This window comes from Pseudomonas sp. V98_8 (assembly GCF_029967975.1).
Classification (GTDB): domain Bacteria; phylum Pseudomonadota; class Gammaproteobacteria; order Pseudomonadales; family Pseudomonadaceae; genus Aquipseudomonas; species Aquipseudomonas umsongensis.
On sequence record NZ_JASCAE010000036.1, the window covers coordinates 1 to 16,578 of the forward strand.

A 16,578-nucleotide genomic window follows, 5' to 3' on the forward strand; every position below is an offset into this window, starting at 1 on the left:
TCAAGATTAAATTCCAAAACCCCTATCTGCGTATGCAGGTAGGGGTTTTGTCTTTTTGGCAATCGATAACCCTCCTGTAGGAGCGAGCATGCTCGCGAGAAACCGGAGAGCGCCACGGGGTATCAGGCCCCCAGCCTTTATCGTTGACGACCACCGTCGAAACGCCGCCCGACGCATGCTCGATCCCTACCATGAAGCAAACCGCTCAATTCCACTCCCCTCGCTTCAAGAGAATGCCACTGCCGGCCGATAACCCTTAGGTCGCAGCGAGCTTTACATCTCGCAGCGTCAACAGTCATCACGGTTTCTAGAAAAACCCCTTGATGACTAATGGCTAACCGCTATCATCTGAGCGCCGTATAGGGCAGTGAAGCTGATCTTGTTCGTGTATTCGCCTCTCGGTTCTTCTTCTTAAATTGCCTGGAAATCTTCGATGCTGTCGTATCACCAAAAGAGTTTTCTGATCGTCGATGATTTCTCGGATTTCCGCAGTTCGGTCAGGTCGATGCTGCGTGAGTTGGGTGTCAAGGATGTGGACACGGCCGACTCTGGCGAACAGGCGCTGAAGATGTGTTCGCAGAAATCCTACGATTTCATCCTCCAGGATTTCCACCTGGGCGATGGCAAGAAGAACGGTCAGCAGGTGCTCGAAGACCTGATGATCGACAAGCTGATCAGTCATGAAAGTGTATTCGTGATGGTCACCGCTGAAACCAGCCAGGCCATGGTGCTCAGCGCCCTGGAGCACGAGCCTGATGCTTACCTGACCAAACCCTTCAACCGTTCCGGTCTGGCTCAACGCCTGGAGCGACTGGTGCAGCGCAAGACGTTGCTCAAGCCAATACTGCAGGCCCTCGACCGTGGAAAGCCGGTGGAAGTGCTCAATGCCTGCATAGCCTTGTGCAAACAGGACATCCGCTATTCGCCGTTGTGCTTGCGCTACCGCGCTGATGCCCTGCGTGACCTCAATCAGAACGAGGTGCTGGAGCGACTCTACGACGGCATCATCGCCGACCGACCCTTGCCATGGGCATTTGCCGGACTGGGCAAGTTGCTGTTCAAGCGGGGCCAGGTCACCCAGGCAAAAGCGGTCTACGAAAAAGCGCTGAAAGTGTTTCCGATGATGCCAGCGCTCTACGATGGCATGGCAGAGGTGCTGATTGCCGAAGGCGATACCAAGGCCGCTCAACGCGTTCTTGAAGAGGCGATTCGCTTGTCGCCACTGGCGGTGCGCAGACAAGCGCAATTGGGAAAATTGGCAATGGCCAATGAGGATTTTGACACGGCGTCCAAAGCCTACCGCCAGGCTGTTGCCCAAGGCGCCCAGTCACGCTTCAAGGATGCGGAAAGCAACCTCGGACTGGCTCATGCCTTGATCAGCAAGGGCAGTGAAAAGGGCCTTGATACCCGCACTCGTCTGGAAATCAACACGACCCTGAGTGCGGTGGCAAAGGAGAACCCGTCTGATCCCGGTCTGCAAATCAGGGCGCGATTGATGAAGGCGACCAGCCTGCTGCTCAACGACGCCGAAACGGCGGAAAAGCTGACTGAGCAAGCCATCATGCGGCTCGATGGCATGGAGCAGTTCATGAGTGCCGAAGCGGCGCTGTTGGTGGCCAAGCAATTACAGATGCTGGGCCAAGCCAATGCGGGCGCTTCGATGTTGAAAAACTGCGCAGAGATTTACGGCGACGACCCTGCGGTCATGAAGGGCATCGCCAAGTTGACTGATGATCCGAGCATCCTCAACTCCGGCAACGTTGCAGCCGATCTCAATCGGCAGGGCGTGCGCGTGTACAAGACCGGTGACTTGGTGCAGGCCCGAGGAATTTTTCGCAAAGCCCTGGCGCTGCAGCCCAAGAACATCAGCATCGCGCTGAACCTCGCACAGGCGTTGCTGCACGGCACCGATACCAATGTGCCCTCAGAGGAACTGGTGGAATGCCGGGCCTGCCTGAAAATGGTCGGCTTGATGCCGGACACCGATTCGCGTTTTGCGCGTTATCAAAAGCTCAAGAACAAGGCATTTGGCGAATGAACGAACACCAACAGGCACTGGATTTCTCGACGGTGATTGCGTCCACCGTCCATGACATGAAGAACTCGCTGGCCACACTGATGCAGGCTCACAGCCAATGCCTGGCGAGCTTGCCGGCGTCTGCCCGGCACTCTCCTTCGCTGGGTGCGATCGAGTTCGAGTTCGCGCACCTCAATGGCATGCTGGTGCAGTTGCTGGGCCTGTACAAACTGGGCGTCAACCAGATGCCCCTGCAGCCGGCCTACCACGAACTGGACGATTTCATCGAAGCGCAATTGGCGTGTCATCAAGACGTGTTCGCCAGCCGCGGTATTGCCGCCACGTTTGAAGTCGATCCCTTGAGTCCCCTGGGGTTTTTTGACCGAGAGCTGATCGCTTCGGTACTGGCCAATAGCATCAACAACGCGATCCGTTATGCCCGTCACGCAGTGTTGATCAGCGCCAGCGACGAAGCCGGGCAGTTGGTCTTGACCATCAACGACGATGGTGAAGGCTATCCTGCGCAAATGATCGAACACCAGGCCGAGTATGTGCAGGGCATCAACCACAGCACCGGCAGCACCGGCCTGGGACTGTACTTCGCCGGTCGGATTGCAGCACTGCATCAACGTAACGGCGTAGGCGGGCGCACGGAAATCAGCAATGGCGGTCCTTTGGGTGGGGGCGTCTTCCGGCTCTATCTCCCTTGAAACCTCGGGGCCTACATATTTGAGAATCCTGCTTGATATTCTGAACACGCGGAGCCTATTTTGTACGAGTTGCCGCTCGCGGCTCGTGTAAAAACAAGGATTGCGTCATGACAACCGATGGCCTGGGTTCACTCGCGCAGCGATTGACGGGCATTGATGAGATCGAATGCGTCACACCGGATTTGAATGGCGTGCCCCGTGGCAAGGTGATGACTGCCGAGGGCTTCCTCGAAGGACGCCGCTTGCAGATGGCGCGGGGAGTGATGTTGCAATGCATCATGGGCGGATATCCGCCTGCACGCTTTTACGGTTGCGATGACGGCGACCTCGCGCTCGTCCCTGATCCGGCGCAGATCCACCGCTTGCCTTGGAGCCAGCAACCTCGGGCATTGGCCATCTGTGATGCGGATGAATTGACGGGCGAAAGCTCCAGTCTGTCGACCCGCGGCCAGCTCAAGGCTGTCATCGCGCGTTACGCGGCGGTGGGGCTGGCTCCAGTGGTGGCGACTGAACTTGAGTTTTTTGTCTTCGCTCCCAATACCGATTCGACCCAGCCCTTCCTGCCGCCGACGGGCTTGGACGGTCGGCGCGAGGAAGGTCACTCGGCGTTCAGTGTCAGCTCCAACAATGGCCTGCGGCCATTCTTCCGCGAGGTGTATGAGTGCATGGCTGCGCTGGGCTTGCCGCGCGATACCTTTATGCACGAGATGGGCATCAGTCAGTTCGAAATCAACTTGCTGCACGGCGATCCTTTGCTGCTGGCAGACCAGACATTCCTGTTCAAGCATTTACTCAAGGAAGTCGCGCTCAAGCACGGCCTGATCGTGGTTTGCATGGCCAAGCCATTGGCGCACACGCCAGGCAGTTCGATGCACATTCACCAGAGCATCATAGAGATCGGCACGGGGCGCAATGTCTTCAGTGACGAAACCGGTCAACCGACTGCTGCCTTTCGCCATTTCATAGGGGGGCAGCAAGCCGGCATGGCGGATTTCACCGCGCTGTTTGCACCCAACGTGAATTCGTATCAGCGCTTGTGCCATCCCTTTGCATCACCGAATAATGCCTGCTGGTCCCATGACAATCGGTCGGCTGGATTGCGCATCCCCGCCAGCTCGCCGGTCGCTCGTCGGGTCGAGAACCGATTGCCGGGGGCTGACGCTAACCCATACCTGGCGATCGCAGCGAGCCTGGCCTGCGGGTTGTACGGCATCGAGCATCGACTGGAGCCCGACGAACCGGTTCAGGGTGAGTTCCAGGTGCCGGATAAACTTTCATTGCCCTGTACCTTGCATGCAGCGCTTGAGCGTCTGAAACGTAGCCATTTGGCAATTGAACTGTTCGGCAAGGAATTCATCGAAGGCTACGTCGCTTCGAAGACCATGGAATTGACCAGTTTCCTTGACGAAATTACTCCCTGGGAACGGCGTGTCCTGGCCGCCCAGGCCTGATGAAATGTCGACACCGGGCTATCGTTTGAATAGCCCGTCACCCACTGCAAGGAGTCGCTCGTTGCGCCTAATCTGGAAGTCCTTTCGAGCGCTTTATTTCGCGTCGCTGATGATGTTGATCGGCTCGGGCCTGCTGAGTACTTACCTGGCTTTGCGCCTGGCTGCCGATCATGTCGATAGCCTGTGGGTCGGTGCGTTGATGGCTGCCAACTATTTCGGCCTGGTGCTGGGCGGCAAGATCGGCCATCGGTTGATAGCCCGGGTCGGGCATATTCGGGCCTACTCGGCCTGTGCCGGGATAGTCGGCGCCGCGGTGCTGGGCCATGGCCTGGTAGACTGGTTGCCTGCGTGGTTGTTCCTGCGGGTGATCGTCGGTCTCGGCATGATGTGCCAGTACATGGTCATCGAGAGCTGGCTCAATGAGCAGGCCGATGCCAAGCAGCGCGGCCTGGTGTTCAGCGGATACATGATCGCCTCCTACCTGGGGTTGGTGCTGGGTCAGTTGATTCTGGTCATGCACCCGGGGCTGGGGTTGGAACTGCTGATGCTGGTAGCCCTATGTTTCACGCTTTGCCTGGTGCCGGTGGCCCTGACCCGACGGATTCACCCGGCGCCTTTGCATCCCGCACCGATGGAGCCGCGGTTCTTTATCAAGCGGGTGCCACAGTCATTGAGTACCGTCCTGGGCGCAGGCCTGATTGTCGGTTCGTTCTACGGTCTGGCACCGCTGTATGCCTCCCAGCAAGGGCTTTCCACGGAGCAGGTCGGCCTGTTCATGGGTAGCTGCATTTTTGCCGGGTTGCTGGTGCAGTGGCCGTTGGGATGGTTGTCCGATCGCTATGACCGGGCGCTGTTGATTCGCTGTTTTGCGTTCAGCCTGGCGTTGGCTGCCTTGCCGCTGGCGATCATGGAGCGGGTGCCGCTGGAAGTCCTGTTCGTTGCCGGTTTCCTCTGCTCGTTGGTCCAGTTCTGCCTGTATCCGTTGGCGGTGGCCTTTTCCAATGACCATGTCGAGGGCGATCGACGGGTATCGCTGACGGCGATGTTGCTGGTGACCTACGGCGTTGGCGCCAGCATCGGTCCACTGGTGGCGGGCGTGCTGATGAAGTTGTTCGGCAGCCAGATGCTCTATGCATTCTTCAGTTTCTTCGCGTTGGTGCTGGTGTGGCGAATTCGTCCGAAAGCGGTGACGAATTTGCATCAGGTGGACGATGCACCGCTGCATCACGTCGCCATGCCAGACAGTATGTCGAGTTCACCACTGGTGGCGGCCCTGGATCCTAGGGTGGACGAGCAGGTGGTGCAGGATCAGATGCAGAATCCACTTCCTGCCGATCCGAGTCCGGAAACCGAACCGGAAACCGATCCTCCCCCGCAAGAACCGGATTCTGGCAGGGAGCAGAGTTTTACCGAGGCCAGGCCCTGACATTCAGTCAAAAAAAAACGGGCAGTCACCGCAAGGGACTGCCCGTTTTTGCTTGAAGCGTTGCCTCAGAAGTCGTCTTTGTCGAAGCGCCGCGCTTCGCGTTGCAGCTGGTAGACGAACCGCTCGACCTGACGTTGCACCAGTCCGCTCATGTTGTGGAAACGAACGCCAGCGAAAGTGGTGGAGATCTTTTCTTCAAAGTGCAGGTAGCGCAGTTCAACCGGTGCCGTCATTTTGCCAAAAGGCAGATCGGCGTTGAAACGGTCGTAAACCTGACCCAGTTGCAGGCTGCCGGTGATATCGCCTTCGAAGCGCAACTTGCAGCCAGTGGCGGAGATGTCCAGCAGCTTGCCGCTAATCGACGCCTTGAGTTTTTCACCGTCCAGATTGACGTTGACCAATTGGGCCAATTTCAAGGCAGCACGGAATGCATTGCGGCGCTGGTGGTAGACAACTTCATCAGGCAGGGTGCCACGGTAGCAACGGCTGCCGTTGGATTCGTCGATGGTCAGCGGGCCATTGCTTTCCCACGCGATGCGCACGCCTTCATGAAAACCTTCGACTTTGAAGGGTTCGCCGGCCAGCAGGAAACGTTCGCCATCGCGGGGAATCATTTCGTCCAGGGCAATCATGTTGCGCTCACGATCAAGGTCCACCAGATAGCTCTGGAAGCGCTGGCTGCGCTCGTGGAACGTGATGATCAGCGGGTCATGGCTGTCTAGCAATTGGCGCAAATTGCCGGAGATTTCCAGGGGCGTTCTGAGCACCTTGGGTGGCTGCGGAGCATCTTCCGCGTTTAAGGCATTGGACACGGCTAATCAATCTCCAGACAAATGTTGACTACGGCAAGCAGCATTTTGCCATCATGTTTCGCGTCTTGATAGAGCGGGCTTATCGACAGGCTCAAGCCTGACTGAGCGGGCGTGGTTTCACTAATCGGGAGAATGATCCGCTGGCGTCATAGAGCGCGGGCTGGTCACCGCCGTTAAGGATTCTCAGCTGGGTGGCCGTGGCGGCCTGCTGTACAAGGATCGATTGTCCATTGTCGGCGTTGGTGGCGTGGCATTGAGCCAACAGGTCGGTCAGCGCATCACTTTGCACCAGCAGTTCTTGACCAATGCTTGATTGACTGGCCAGTTGCTCCAGACCGCTGCGGTTGGCTGGCAAGTTGAGGCTGGCAAGAATCTCACTGCGTCTGCGGCCATGCTGATCGAGTTCGATGACCAATGCCTGCTTGCGCGCCAGGATTTCTTCCAGCAACCGCATGTCGCGGCCGTGCAGGGCGAGGGATTCGGTGTGCAGTAATTCCAGCAAGCGTTGCGCTGGAGCAAGGTCGTCGGTGATCAGTTGCAGTAAATTAGTGTCGTGCATGGCTGGCCTTGGGGTTTAAGCGTCCAAAAGCCTGGCGCGGGCCTAGGCCTAGCGCTGGGCTTCGAAGTTGAGCAGTTTGCTGGCTACACGGTTGCTGTCGACTTTATAGCTGCCATCGGCGATAGCTGCTTTCAACTCAGCTACGCGGGATTTGTCGACGACAGGCTGATCACGCAGCGTATCGGAGATCTTTTGCAACTGTTGCGCCTCATTGCTCAGATGTACCGACTCCCCGCTCTGGACGGTACTGGCCTGTTCCGCCGCGGAGGCAGGCTCGGCAGGTTTGCCGGATTCGGCGGTTTCCCTGGCGGCGCTGGTACGTGTACTGCCCGTGACTGACGGGGAGCTGTTCAATCGGCTGAAATCGATAACCATGTTAAAAACCTCTGGGAATTTGGACGCTTGCCATGTTTTCGGCCATTCCCTGAAAAACTTTAGGCTCATTGATCAAATGAGCTTGCGCGCGCCAGCGCTTGCCGTGCCTGGCACACAGTTTAGGGAACCGCCGAGGCCGGCGCCACTTCTTCACCCACAGTAAATCCTACATGGACACTTCCACCTGGCCTGGTGCGATCACCTGGGCCTTGATGACCCGTTTGGAATTGAGATTCTTGACTCGGATCTGTTCGCTCAGGCCGCCACTGGCCAATGCCTCGCCGGGCATTCGCACGCTGAGCGTACCACTGCGGGCGGTAATCACCACCTGGTCACCCTTGCGTATCACTTCCGCTTGTTCGATGTGCACCAGGCTGATGACCTGATCGTTGACCATTGGTCGAGTAAGTCGCTGTCCCACGGCCTGGTCCACGGCAGTCAGGTACCCCTGGTTAAGCAGGCTGATATCGCGCTCACGCAGCATGACGTCCTGCGACTCGATAACACCGGCCCGGCGCAGTGGCCGGGTGGTCGTGACGACCTCGCGAAACAGGCGTACTTGAGCGGGCACGAAGACTGTCCAGGGGGATGCTCCCTCACAGCGAACCTTGACCGTTACACGGCCCAGGGGCTTGGCCGGACTCTCCAACGTGGCTGTCAATTCCTTGTCGCACGTCGGCATGCGCAGGCGCGGATCGAGCGGGTTTACCTGGATTTCATAGCGACCCTGGGTTTGACTGGTCGCCAGATAGTCCTCTACGGTGAATTCAAGAAAGCCCTGGGTGACGCCGATAAGCATGTCAGGCAAGGTAACCGCGTCAGCAAGGGCAGGGCTGCCAGCGTTGAACAGGCAAACAGCCGACATCACCCCCAGCCATTGGCGGCAGCGGGTGGTCAGGCGTCGGAATAATGTCGGTTCTGAGTTCATGACAGATAAAAAGCAAGCGCCGTGCCGTTTAGTGAAGAAGGCGCGTCGCAACAACACTTAGCGTTGGCGTAGGAGTCAGGCATGGCTGGTGTAATGGATTCGGTAAACCAGCGCACGCAACTGGTGGGGCAGAATCGCCTTGAGTTGCTGTTGTTCCGTCTCGACGGCCAGCAGCTGTATGGGATCAACGTGTTCAAGGTGCGGGAGGTGCTGCAATGCCCCAAACTGACGCTGATGCCCAAGTCCAGTCCTGTCGTGTGTGGCGTGGCAAATATTCGGGGGGCGACCATACCGATCCTTGATCTGGCAATGGCGACCGGTTCCGGTGGCTTGAAGGACAAGAACAACCCCTTCGTGATCATCACGGAGTACAACACCAAGACCCAGGGATTCCTGGTTCGCTCGGTGGAACGCATCGTCAACATGAACTGGGAGGAGATTCATCCACCACCCAAGGGCACGGGACGTGATCATTACCTGACGGCGGTGACCCGGGTCGACAACCAGTTGGTGGAAATCATCGACGTCGAAAAGGTGCTGGCGGAAGTGGCTCCAACCCCGGAAGCGATCTCCGCTGGCGTGGTGGATGTCGAGACCCAGCACAAGGCGCTCTCCTTGCGCGTGCTGACGGTCGATGACTCCTCGGTGGCGCGCAAGCAGGTCACCCGTTGCCTGCAAACGGTCGGTGTTGAAGTGGTGGCGTTGAACGACGGTCGGCAAGCGCTGGATTACCTGCGCAAACTGGTCGACGAGGGCAAGAGGCCGGAGGAGGAGTTCCTGATGATGATTTCCGACATCGAGATGCCGGAAATGGACGGATACACCCTCACGGCCGAGATCCGCAACGACCCTCGCATGCAAAAGCTTCATATCATCCTGCATACTTCGTTGTCGGGTGTATTCAATCAGGCGATGGTCAGGAAGGTCGGTGCCGATGACTTCCTCGCCAAATTCCGTCCTGATGACCTGGCATCCCGGGTAGTCGACCGGATCAAGGCAGCAGACATCAGCTAGGGGCGTTCGGCCCCCGGCAGTCAACACGATTTTAGAGGCGGCAGCATTGTCTACGGGTAATTTGGATTTCGAACAGTTCCGGGTGTTCCTGGAAAAAGCCTGTGGCATTTTGCTCGGTGAAAACAAGCAATATCTAGTCTCCAGCCGTCTCAACAAACTGATGGAGCAGCAAGGCATCAAGTCCCTGGGTGAGCTGGTCCAGCGCATTCAGACCCAGCCGCGCAGCGGGTTGCGCGAGATGGTGGTGGATGCGATGACGACCAACGAAACCCTGTGGTTTCGTGATACCTATCCGTTTGAAGTCTTGAAGAACAAGGTGCTGCCCGAAGCGATCAAGGCCAGCCCCGGCCAGCGTCTGCGGATCTGGTCGGCGGCCTGCTCGTCGGGTCAGGAACCGTATTCGCTGTCGATGTCCATCGATGAGTTCGAGCGGTTCAATGCCGGGCAGTTGAGGATGGGCGTACAGATCGTGGCGACCGACCTGTCGGGCACCATGCTGAACAACTGTAAGACCGGCGAGTACGACAGCCTGGCCATCGGTCGCGGCTTGTCTCCCGAGCGGCTGCAGCGTTATTTCGATCCCAAGGGACCGGGTCGCTGGGCCATCAAGGCACCGATCAAGAGCCGGGTCGAGTTTCGCTCGTTCAACCTGCTGGACAGCTACGCCGGCCTTGGCAAGTTCGACATCGTGTTCTGTCGCAATGTGCTGATCTACTTCTCCGCCGAAGTGAAGAAGGACATCCTTTTGCGCATTCACAGCACGTTGAAGCCGGGAGGTTATCTGTTCCTCGGTGCTTCCGAAGCGTTGAACGGATTGCCGGACCATTACCAGATGGTCCAATGCAGCCCGGGGATTATTTACCAGGCGAAGTGATGCAAGCGCGACAGGCATAAAAAATGGGAGCCCACAGGGGCTCCTTTTTTATGCCTGTCGCGCTTGCATCACGTAGGAGCTGCCGAAGGCTCGGGCCGCGTTCGGACGATCTTTTGGACTTGATCTTAAAAAACAAAATCAAAAGATCGCAGCCTGCGGCAGCTCCTACAGGGTATGTGTTGTCCACGGGAAGCGGCAGAAAAGCGGCATCCAGCGGAAACCGGTTGCCGCTTTTCTGTCGTTGCCGCATGGGTCGATGCCCGCAAAGCCCCGGTTTATGGGGTTTTGTGAATTGGCATGACGCTTGCTTTGACCATCGTACGAAAAACAGGTCAGCCGAAGGTTTCCCGCCATGAGCATCAGCTTCGATAAAGCGCTCGGTATTCACGAAAAGGCCTTGGGCTTCCGCGCTCAGCGTGCCGAAGTCCTGGCCAACAACATTGCCAACGCCGATACCCCCAACTACAAGGCTCGGGACCTGGAGTTCTCGAAAGTGCTCGAGGCGCAGAACGACAAGGCCAAAAATGGCACCTTCGCCTTGAACATGACCAACAGCCGTCACATCGAAGCCCAGGGCCTGGGCAATGCCGACGAGTCGCTGATGTACCGCACGCCGATGCAACCGTCGATCGACCAGAACACCGTGGACGCCCAGCTGGAACAGTCGAACTACGCAGAAAACTCGGTCAACTTCCAGGCCAGTTTCACCCTGCTCAACAGCAAATTCAAAGGGCTGGTGTCAGCCCTGCGCGGAGAATAAGTCATGTCTCTCTCCAGTGTTTTCAACATTGCCGGTAGCGGCATGAGTGCCCAGACCACGCGCTTGAACACCGTGGCTTCGAACATCGCCAACGCCGAGACCGTCTCGTCGAGCATCGACCAGACCTACCGTGCGCGTCACCCGGTGTTCGCCACCATGTTCCAGGGTGCTCAAGGTGCTGGCAGCGACTCTCTGTTCCAGAACCAGGACGCGGCCGGTCAGGGCGTGCAGGTACTGGGCGTGGTCGAGGACCAGAGCAACCTTGAGGCACGCTACGAGCCGAACCATCCGGCCGCCGATGCCAAGGGCTACGTCTACTACCCGAACGTTAACGTGGTGGAAGAAATGGCCGACATGATTTCCGCAAGCCGCTCGTTCCAGACCAACGCCGAAATGATGAACACCGCCAAAACCATGATGCAGAAGGTACTGACCCTCGGTCAGTGATAAGGGGCGACTCAGATGAGTGTTACCGATACCACCAGTGCTCCGAGTCTCAACGACATCCTGGCCAACTCGTCGATCAAGACCAATACCAATTCCGATAGCCTGGCATCGGCGGCCGGCAGTGCCACGGGTAAAAAGGCCCTGGGCAAGGACGCGTTCCTGCAATTGCTGGTGACCCAGCTGAAAAACCAGAACCCGTTGGAACCTCAGGATAACGGCGAATTCGTGGCACAGCTGGCGCAGTTCAGCAGCCTGGAAGGCATCACCACGCTCAACGATACCGTGTCCGGCATCGCCGGAAACTACAACTCGTCCCAGGCGTTGCAGGCTTCTTCACTGGTCGGGCGTTCAGTCATCGCGCCGGGCGACAAGGCCGTGGTCGATACCACGAAGGGCCTGACCGGTTCGGTTGTTCTACCGCAGTCGGTGGCTGAAGTGGCGGTGAAAATCACCGACAAGGATGGCAAGACTGTCCGCACCATCACCCTGGACGATCAGAAAGCCGGCACCAGCAGCTTCACCTGGGACGGCAAGGACGATGCCGGCCAAGTCGTCGATTCGGGTACTTACACCTTTGTGGCAAACACCACCATCGATGACAAGGCTGTTGCGCTGGTCACCAATCTGCCGGCAACGGTCAACAGCGTGACCATCAGCCAGACCGGCGGTGAGTTGATGCTCAACCTGGCCGGGCTTGGCAGTGTCGCCCTGTCCAAAGTGCAAACCATTGGTATATAGAGCCGACTAATGCGGCATAAAGGAGTGGAATATGTCTTTCAACATCGGCCTTAGCGGTCTCTATGCCGCCAACAAACAATTGGACGTCACCGGCAACAACATCGCCAACGTGGCAACCACCGGCTTCAAGTCGTCCCGCGCAGAATTCGAAGACGTGTACTCGGCGACCAAACTGGGTACAGGCAGCAAGGTCGTCGGCAGCGGCGTGCATCTGGCCAACGTTTCCCAGCAATTCACCCAGGGCGATATCAGCGCCACCGGTAACGTGCTGGACATGGGCATCAATGGCTCAGGTTTCTTCGTATTGAACAACAGCGGCTCGTTGTCCTATACCCGCGCGGGCACGTTCAAGGTCGACAAGGAAGGCTACGTCACCAACAGCGATGGCACCTCGCGCCTGCAGGGCTATGGAGTTGATAACAATGGCAAGATTGTCAACGGCGTATTGACTGACCTGCGCATCGACACCTCCAACCTGGCGCCAAAATCCACCACCACGGTGTCGTCGACGATCAACCTGAACTCGACGTCTCCCGTGATCGATCAGGCAGTGGCAACCAACAAGTTCGACCCTAGCAAATCGGAAACCTTTACCAAGCAGTTCAGTACGCCGGTTTTCGATACTCAAGGCAACCAGCACACCATGGATCAATACATGGTCAAGACCGGTCCGAACACCTGGGACACCTACACCCTGATCGATGATCGCAATCCGGATGGCAGCGACCCGACGGATGCTGCGACACCGCCAATCGCGTCGACCATGTCCTTCGACACTTCGGGCAAGCTGGTGTCGGTCAGTACGCCGGTTCCACCCACCGTGCCTCCAACCGTTCCAACGCCTGCACCGGTGATCAGTAATGAGCTGAAAATCACCAATTGGACCCCGGGCAAAGTCAAGGATGGTGTCTGGACGGCTAACGGTGCAGCCGCCGATCCGGCTGGCCTGACGATCGCCATGGGTAGCACGACTCAGTTCAACGCCGATACCGCGCGCTCCATTCCCGTGCAGAACGGTTATGCCACGGGTCAGATCACCAACCTGACCATCGACGGCAGCGGCGTGCTGTTGGCCAACTTCAGTAACTATCAGACCAAGCCGATTGGCCAACTGGCGCTGGCCAGCTTCACCAACGAACAAGGCCTGCAGGCAGTCGGCGGTACCAGCTGGAAAGAAACCTACGCGTCGGGCATTCCGGGCTACGACGCGCCGGAAACCGGCTCGCTGGGTACGATCCGCTCCAACTCCCTGGAAGAGTCCAACGTCAACGTGACCAATGAGCTGGTCGATTTGATCAAGGCGCAGAGCAATTACCAGGCGAACGCCAAGACCATCTCTACCCAGAGCACCATCATGCAGACCATCATTCAAATGGCCTGATGTGGAATAGCTCAAAGCACTGCACAAGGAGCCCCTCGATCGAGGGGCTTTTTTTTGTAGATCAAAAGATCGCATTTTCAATGTAGGAGCTGACGAGCGAAGCGAGGCTGCGATCTTTTTCGTGGGCAAAAGAAAACCCCCGACAAGCCAGGGGCCTGTCGGGGGGCTTGTGTTACCGGCTCAGCTTATTGGCAAGCTTCGCAATCCGGCTCGTCGATGGCGCAAGCCTTCGGCACTGGAGCAGGGCCGGCTGGTGCTGCCAGGACAGAGTCGTCACCGTGGTTGCCACCGCTGGAAACAGCGTTGAGCTTACCGGTGTTGATGGTCGACTTCTCGGTGCTGGTCGCGGCCAGGGCACGGAGGTAGTAGGTGGTTTTCAGGCCACGGTACCAGGCCATGCGGTAGGTCACGTCCAGCTTCTTGCCCGAAGCGCCAGCGATGTACAGGTTCAGCGATTGAGCCTGGTCGATCCACTTCTGACGACGGCTGGCCGCATCGACGATCCACTTGGTATCCACTTCGAACGCAGTCGCATAGAGCTCCTTGAGTTCTTGCGGGATGCGCTCGATCTGCTGCACCGAACCGTCGTAGTACTTCAGGTCGTTGATCATGACCGAATCCCACAAGCCGCGAGCCTTCAGGTCGCGAACCAGGTACGGGTTGATCACGGTGAACTCGCCCGACAGGTTCGATTTCACATACAGGTTCTGGTAGGTCGGTTCGATCGACTGCGAAACGCCAGTAATGTTGGCGATGGTCGCGGTCGGTGCGATGGCCATGATGTTCGAGTTGCGGATGCCTTTCTGAACACGGGCGCGAACCGGTGCCCAATCCAGGGTTTCGTTCAGGTCGACATCGATGTACTTCTGGCCGCGCTGCTCGATCAGGATCTGTTGCGAATCCAGTGGCAGGATGCCCTTGGACCACAGCGAACCCTGGAACGTCTCGTAGGCGCCACGCTCGTCAGCCAGGTCGCAGGAAGCCTGGATCGCGTAGTAGCTGACCGCTTCCATCGACTTGTCGGCGAACTCGACGGCAGCGTCGGAGCCGTAAGGGATGTGCTGCAGGTACAGCGCGTCCTGGAAGCCCATGATGCCCAGGCCGACCGGACGGTGCTTGAAGTTGGAGTTCTTCGCTTGCGGCACCGAGTAGTAGTTGATGTCGATCACGTTGTCGAGCATGCGAACGGCGGTGTTCACGGTGCGTTGCAGCTTGGCGGTGTCCAGCTTGCCGCCCACGATGTGGTTCGGCAGGTTGATCGAGCCCAGGTTGCAAACGGCGATCTCGTCCTTGTTGGTGTTCAAGGTGATCTCGGTGCACAGGTTCGAGCTGTGGACCACGCCGACGTGCTGCTGCGGGCTGCGCAGGTTGCACGGGTCCTTGAAGGTCAGCCATGGGTGGCCGGTTTCAAACAGCATGGACAGCATCTTGCGCCACAGGTCTTTGGCCTGGATGGTCTTGAACAGCTTGACCTTGCCTGGGTACTCGGTCAGGGCTTCGTAGTACTCGTAGCGCTCTTCGAAGGCCTTGCCGGTCAGGTCGTGCAGATCCGGCACTTCCGATGGCGAGAACAGGGTCCACTTGCCATCATCGAAGACGCGCTTCATGAACAGGTCAGGGATCCAGTTGGCGGTGTTCATGTCGTGGGTACGACGACGATCATCACCGGTGTTCTTGCGCAGCTCGATGAACTCTTCAATGTCCATGTGCCAGGTTTCCAGGTAGGCACACACAGCGCCTTTGCGCTTGCCACCCTGGTTCACGGCGACGGCGGTGTCGTTCACTACTTTCAGGAACGGCACGACGCCCTGGGACTTGCCGTTGGTGCCCTTGATGTACGAGCCCAGCGCACGAACCGGGGTCCAGTCGTTGCCCAGGCCGCCAGCGAATTTCGACAGCATGGCGTTGTCGTGGATCGCGTGATAGATGCCCGAAAGGTCATCCGGCACGGTGGTCAGGTAGCAGCTGGACAGCTGTGGACGCAGGGTGCCGGCGTTGAACAGGGTCGGAGTCGACGACATGTAGTCGAAGGACGACAACAGGTTGTAGAACTCGATCGCACGGTCTTCTTTCTGTTTCTCTTCGATCGCCAGGCCCATGGCCACGCGCATGAAGAAAATCTGCGGCAGTTCGAAACGCACGCCATCCTTGTGGATGAAGTAACGGTCGTACAGGGTTTGCAGGCCCAGGTAGGTGAACTGCTGGTCGCGTTCGTGGTTGATCGCCTTGCCCAGTTTTTCCAGGTCGAAGTCGGCCAGGACCGGGTTCAGCAATTCGAATTCGATACCTTTGGCAATGTAGGCCGGCAGGGCCTTGGCGTACAGGTCGACCATCTCGTGGTGGGTCGCGCTTTCGGCAACACCGAGGAAGCCCAGGCCTTCGGCACGCAGGGTGTCCATCAGCAGGCGCGCGGTCACGAACGAGTAGTTCGGCTCACGCTCGACCAGGGTACGGGCGGTCATCACCAGGGCGGTGTTGACGTCGGTCAGGGCCACGCCGTCGTACAGGTTTTTCAGGGTTTCACGCTGGATCAGGTCGCCGTCGACTTCTTCCAGGCCTTCGCACGCTTCGGTGACGATGGTGTTCAGGCGGCCCATGTCCAGCGGCGCCAGGCTACCGTCTGCGCGGGTGATGCGGATCGACGGGTGAGCGTTGACCGCTTCTTCGGCTGGAGCGTGGGCGGCGCGTTCCTTGGAACGCGCGTCACGGTAGATCACGTAGTCGCGAGCGACTTTTTGCTCGCCGGCACGCATCAGGGCCAGTTCGACCTGGTCCTGGATTTCTTCGATGTGGATGGTGCCGCCCGATGGCATGCGACGCTTGAAGGTGGCAGTGACCTGTTCGGTCAGGCGCGCCACGGTGTCGTGGATTCGCGACGAAGCGGCAGCGGTGCCACCCTCAACTGCGAGAAACGCTTTGGTGATGGCGACGGTGATCTTGTCATCGGTATAAGGAACGACAGTGCCGTTACGCTTGATCACGCGCAACTGGCCCGGCGCGGTGGCGGACAGATCCGAATTCGAATCAGCGGCCTGCGGCAAGGTGCCCTGCGGGTTCTCGCGAGTTGTGTCGGTTTGCATCGGGGG

The 16,578-nt window shown here is 58.2% G+C and carries 15 protein-coding genes; 10 read left to right on the top strand and 5 right to left on the bottom strand.

Annotated elements, in window-relative coordinates:
• Positions 1–433 precede the first annotated feature (433 nt).
• From QLG10_RS10100 to QLG10_RS10115, 4 genes are all read left to right on the top strand, one after another.
• Entirely contained in the window at positions 434–2,038 is a 1,605-nt protein-coding gene (locus QLG10_RS10100; protein ID WP_282487277.1) for a tetratricopeptide repeat-containing response regulator, read from the top strand.
• Entirely contained in the window at positions 2,035–2,727 is a 693-nt protein-coding gene (locus QLG10_RS10105) for a HAMP domain-containing sensor histidine kinase (protein WP_110754249.1), read from the top strand. The genes QLG10_RS10100 and QLG10_RS10105 overlap by 4 nt, the downstream gene beginning before the upstream one ends.
• A 209-nt stretch (positions 2,728–2,936) precedes the next feature.
• Positions 2,937–4,178, top strand: coding sequence for a glutamine synthetase family protein (locus QLG10_RS10110; RefSeq protein ID WP_282487314.1), 1,242 nt, complete (start codon positions 2,937–2,939; stop codon positions 4,176–4,178).
• Positions 4,179–4,239: 61 nt separating this feature from the next.
• Entirely contained in the window at positions 4,240–5,604 is a 1,365-nt protein-coding gene (locus tag QLG10_RS10115) for an MFS transporter (protein WP_110754245.1), read from the top strand.
• A gap of 65 nt (positions 5,605–5,669) precedes the next feature.
• On the opposite strand, the gene QLG10_RS10120 is transcribed toward QLG10_RS10115, so the two are convergent.
• The 4 genes from QLG10_RS10120 to flgA form a co-directional block, all read right to left on the bottom strand.
• Positions 5,670–6,416: a flagellar brake protein gene (locus QLG10_RS10120; RefSeq protein ID WP_033040709.1), complete on the bottom strand. Its 747-nt coding sequence runs from the start codon at positions 6,414–6,416 to the stop codon at positions 5,670–5,672.
• A gap of 91 nt (positions 6,417–6,507) precedes the next feature.
• Entirely contained in the window at positions 6,508–6,975 is a 468-nt protein-coding gene (locus tag QLG10_RS10125) for a flagellar protein FlgN (RefSeq protein WP_282487284.1), read from the bottom strand.
• A 48-nt stretch (positions 6,976–7,023) separates the two neighbouring features.
• Positions 7,024–7,350: a flagellar biosynthesis anti-sigma factor FlgM gene (gene flgM, locus QLG10_RS10130; RefSeq protein WP_110754239.1), complete on the bottom strand. Its 327-nt coding sequence runs from the start codon at positions 7,348–7,350 to the stop codon at positions 7,024–7,026.
• 166 nt (positions 7,351–7,516) lie between these two features.
• On the bottom strand, positions 7,517–8,278 hold the full coding sequence (gene flgA / locus QLG10_RS10135) for a flagellar basal body P-ring formation chaperone FlgA (protein WP_188263691.1): 762 nt from the start codon (positions 8,276–8,278) through the stop codon (positions 7,517–7,519).
• Between the two features lie 81 nt (positions 8,279–8,359).
• On the opposite strand from flgA, the gene QLG10_RS10140 reads away from it, so the two are divergent.
• From QLG10_RS10140 to flgE, 6 genes are all read left to right on the top strand, one after another.
• On the top strand, positions 8,360–9,292 hold the full coding sequence (locus QLG10_RS10140; RefSeq protein ID WP_020801355.1) for a chemotaxis protein CheV: 933 nt from the start codon (positions 8,360–8,362) through the stop codon (positions 9,290–9,292).
• 46 nt (positions 9,293–9,338) lie between these two features.
• Positions 9,339–10,166 (top strand): protein-glutamate O-methyltransferase CheR, encoded by an 828-nt coding sequence (gene cheR, locus QLG10_RS10145; protein ID WP_033040711.1) that lies wholly within the window; start codon positions 9,339–9,341, stop codon positions 10,164–10,166.
• A gap of 352 nt (positions 10,167–10,518) precedes the next feature.
• A complete protein-coding gene (flgB, locus tag QLG10_RS10150) occupies positions 10,519–10,926 on the top strand; it encodes a flagellar basal body rod protein FlgB (RefSeq protein ID WP_282487290.1) in 408 nt (135 codons plus the stop codon).
• A 3-nt stretch (positions 10,927–10,929) separates the two neighbouring features.
• Positions 10,930–11,373 (top strand): flagellar basal body rod protein FlgC, encoded by a 444-nt coding sequence (flgC, locus tag QLG10_RS10155; RefSeq protein WP_020800603.1) that lies wholly within the window; start codon positions 10,930–10,932, stop codon positions 11,371–11,373.
• Between the two features lie 15 nt (positions 11,374–11,388).
• A complete protein-coding gene (flgD, locus tag QLG10_RS10160) occupies positions 11,389–12,111 on the top strand; it encodes a flagellar hook assembly protein FlgD (RefSeq protein WP_110754235.1) in 723 nt (240 codons plus the stop codon).
• Positions 12,112–12,142: 31 nt separating this feature from the next.
• Complete coding sequence (flgE, locus tag QLG10_RS10165; RefSeq protein ID WP_248678996.1) at positions 12,143–13,492, top strand: flagellar hook protein FlgE; 1,350 nt, start codon at positions 12,143–12,145, stop codon at positions 13,490–13,492.
• 185 nt (positions 13,493–13,677) lie between these two features.
• Here the strand turns inward: flgE and QLG10_RS10170 are convergent, their stop codons facing one another.
• The gene (locus QLG10_RS10170) at positions 13,678–16,572 is read right to left on the bottom strand and encodes a ribonucleoside-diphosphate reductase subunit alpha (protein ID WP_033045505.1); all 2,895 of its coding nucleotides are present in this window, start codon (positions 16,570–16,572) and stop codon (positions 13,678–13,680) included.
• Between the last annotated feature and the right edge of the window lie 6 nt (positions 16,573–16,578).